This is a genomic window from Microcoleus sp. w1-18aA5, from assembly GCF_036701705.1.
Taxonomy (GTDB): Bacteria; Cyanobacteriota; Cyanobacteriia; order Cyanobacteriales; family Microcoleaceae; genus Microcoleus.
Genome location: NZ_JAUPTE010000157.1, coordinates 1 through 2,709 on the forward strand (window position 1 = coordinate 1; position 2,709 = coordinate 2,709).

Genomic DNA, 2,709 nt, shown 5'->3' on the forward strand with positions numbered 1-2,709 from the left:
ATTTGCCCAAATGGAATTATCGAGCCGTACCCCAACCTGAGTAATTCATTAAGTTATTTATTTTTCATTCCTAAGCAGCAGTTTTGTCTCATCGAATCTACTATAGATTGAAGTTAGGGGAAAAAAGAGCGATCGCCCTTAACACAAAAAGAGCGATCGCCCTTAACACAAAAAGTGCGATCGCCCTTCCCATACTCATGCTCTTGATTCGACGGTGGGGATAACTTGAATTAGCCCCGTGTGAAAGGCTGTGTCGTAGGTAATAACCGGCAAATTTTCGAGTTCAGCTTGTGCCATAATCATCCGGTCAAAGGGGTCGCGGTGGGCAATGGGCAGGCGGCCAGCGCGGAGGGCATGAGGTGAAGTTATAGCTAGTTCGATAAATTTGGCTCGGTGGAGGATTTGCGAATATTCCTCCACAATCTGTTTGGCTTCGGGAAGTTTACCGATGCGATATTTGGTGGCTATTTCCCAAGCGGAAACAGTGCTAACAATGATATTAAAATTGGGGTTGCGAACGATCTCGCGGCATTGGGCATTGAGTTTGGGGTCATCAAAGAGCCACCACAGCAGGATATGGGTGTCGATAAGGTAGCTTATTCCCATTTTTCCAGTTCCTCTTCTGGTAGGGGTTCAAAAAAACCATCACCGAGTTCTCCCGTCAGTAAACCAGGGGTGCGGGGCTGTGGCTGTTCCCGTCCTAATCCGAGGCGAAAATAGTGAATCAAATCATAGATTTCTGCGAGTTTGTCTTCGGGGATGTCTTGTAATTCTTGAACGATTTTCTGAATTAGCATAAATCAAATTCTCTGATGGTTGCTGGTTAATCGATCGGGCTACAAGGGTTGCGGCTTTGTCTATTATGGCTCATTCTACAGGGGTCTAAGTCGGCGACGGGCGGCGGCGATCGCCCTTAATCCCTCCCCATCCATCCGCCTTCATCTTCGGTTCAAAAAAGTGCGATCGCCCTTACGACAAAAAGTGCGATCGCCTTTCCCCCATCCACATCCATCGGCGTTCATCTGCGGTTGCTAAAAAGAGCGATCGGCCTTACGACCAAAAGTGCGATCGCCCTTCATCCATGATAAAATTAAATCACAGCAGTGAAAGCTAACTCGCATAAATGACCGACGAAACTCGACGAGAAATAGCGAGACGACTAGCTAGAGAACTAGCATCAAGGACAATCATCTCACCCATAACACCCGGACAAGGCTTTCAAACTTTTGGTGAATTTAAAAGAACGATCGGGGTGGCAGGAGCGGGGTTAGCGTGGCATCATATAGTTGGGCAAACAACATCAAACTTACAACGATTTGGGGCAGAAGCAATACACAATACAGGCAATCTCGTCCGGCTAGAACACGGTACTGGGTCAATTCATCAGGAAATTACCAATTTCTACAACTCCGTCCAACCTTAATTAACAGGTACGAATACTCTAACCGTGAGAGGGTGGCTCAGCACTCAATCTTTTGCAGAACAACAAGACTTTGGCATTAGAGTTATTATAGCTTTCGGAGGAACAGTTTAATGCTGACTCTAGATATCCAATCAATCCTCAATTCTATTCCCAATGAAATTAGCTGGCAAGACATCGTACAGTTTGAAAATCTAGACGCTCGTGTTAGCATTGCTAATGACCTTTGTGCTAACATTATTGGTGTCAATGAAAGTACGATCGAATTGTGTCCTAATGAAAATCCTCCCGATCGTTTAGAACAACTGGTTTGGTGGTGGGTTGTGCGTCCAGATTTAGGAGCGGCGATTGCCAAAGAAGCTCCTCAAGAACTCAAAAATATTATCAGTCAATACATTCTGCAAAATTGACAAAAACCAGCGCTCGTCTGTGGTTCAAAAAAGTGCGATCGCCCTTACGACAAAAAGTACGCGCGTGCGAAGCTATCCCGAAGGGAATCGCCCTTAAAATCCGAATAGACAAACAACATCTAATTTGTTATAATTGAGTAAAACTCAACCTAGAGAGTTTTACTCAATTATATAATAGCTGAAAGATATGTTTTGGATTCTGAAAAACTTAATCAGCACAGATACCCAAGGACACCTCAGTTTAAACCTCGAACCCAAATCAACAGAGTATCGCGTTCTCGTCAACGAAGCCGGACAAATTTTATTAGACCCAATAACCAACATACCCGATCGCACTTCATCGGGTTCTGAGATATCGCTGTTAAAATAGAAGCATCATTCCCTCATAACTCATCTCACCATAAAAGTGTATGAAAATAGAAGACTATCCACTGGCTAAAGAATTGATATTCGATGCCGAAGGCAACATTAGTCAAGTTATTCTAGATTATACCGACTATCAGTATTTCCTAGAAGCGATCGAAGATAAAGGACTTCTCCAGGCTATGCGCGAAGTAAAAAATGAAAACCCGTTAAATTTACAGGAAGCGCTTGCAGAACTGGAAACTGAATGAAAGTCGAATATCTACCCAGTTTTTTGAAAGATTTAAAAGCTCTTAAAAGTACGCCTGTGTTTGAGCAAATCAAGGATTTGGCTTTTGCGTAAATTCCCAATAGTAATGATTTACAAACAATTGTTAACTTAAAAAAATTGAAAGGTGATGATAATGCGTATCGGCTTCGGGTTGGAGACTATCGAATAGGCAGGGCTATTTCATTCTAGTGTAAGGCCTGATAGAATAACAGATTAATCTCACTGAGGGTTCAGGTCAAAATGTC

At 43.2% G+C, this 2,709-nt stretch carries 6 protein-coding genes; 4 read left to right on the forward strand and 2 right to left on the reverse strand.

Annotated features, from left to right (window positions below; all coding sequences use genetic code 11):
- Positions 1–195: 195 nt before the first annotated feature.
- Positions 196–606, reverse strand: a complete 411-nt coding sequence (locus tag Q5691_RS27405; protein ID WP_333348383.1) for a type II toxin-antitoxin system VapC family toxin — start codon at positions 604–606, stop codon at positions 196–198.
- Positions 597–797, reverse strand: a complete 201-nt coding sequence (locus tag Q5691_RS27410) for a hypothetical protein (protein ID WP_333146834.1) — start codon at positions 795–797, stop codon at positions 597–599. Before Q5691_RS27410 ends, Q5691_RS27405 begins: the two co-directional genes overlap by 10 nt.
- Before the next feature lie 326 nt (positions 798–1,123).
- Between Q5691_RS27410 and Q5691_RS27415 the strand changes: the two genes are divergently transcribed.
- From Q5691_RS27415 to Q5691_RS27430, 4 genes are all read left to right on the forward strand, one after another.
- Positions 1,124–1,423, forward strand: coding sequence for a hypothetical protein (locus Q5691_RS27415; RefSeq protein WP_333348386.1), 300 nt, complete (start codon positions 1,124–1,126; stop codon positions 1,421–1,423).
- A 110-nt stretch (positions 1,424–1,533) separates the two neighbouring features.
- Complete coding sequence (locus tag Q5691_RS27420) at positions 1,534–1,830, forward strand: hypothetical protein (RefSeq protein WP_333138225.1); 297 nt, start codon at positions 1,534–1,536, stop codon at positions 1,828–1,830.
- A gap of 187 nt (positions 1,831–2,017) precedes the next feature.
- A complete protein-coding gene (locus Q5691_RS27425) occupies positions 2,018–2,200 on the forward strand; it encodes a hypothetical protein (RefSeq protein ID WP_333348389.1) in 183 nt (60 codons plus the stop codon).
- A 40-nt stretch (positions 2,201–2,240) separates the two neighbouring features.
- The gene (locus Q5691_RS27430; RefSeq protein ID WP_333247313.1) at positions 2,241–2,444 is read left to right on the forward strand and encodes a hypothetical protein; all 204 of its coding nucleotides are present in this window, start codon (positions 2,241–2,243) and stop codon (positions 2,442–2,444) included.
- The last annotated feature ends 265 nt before the right edge of the window (positions 2,445–2,709 follow it).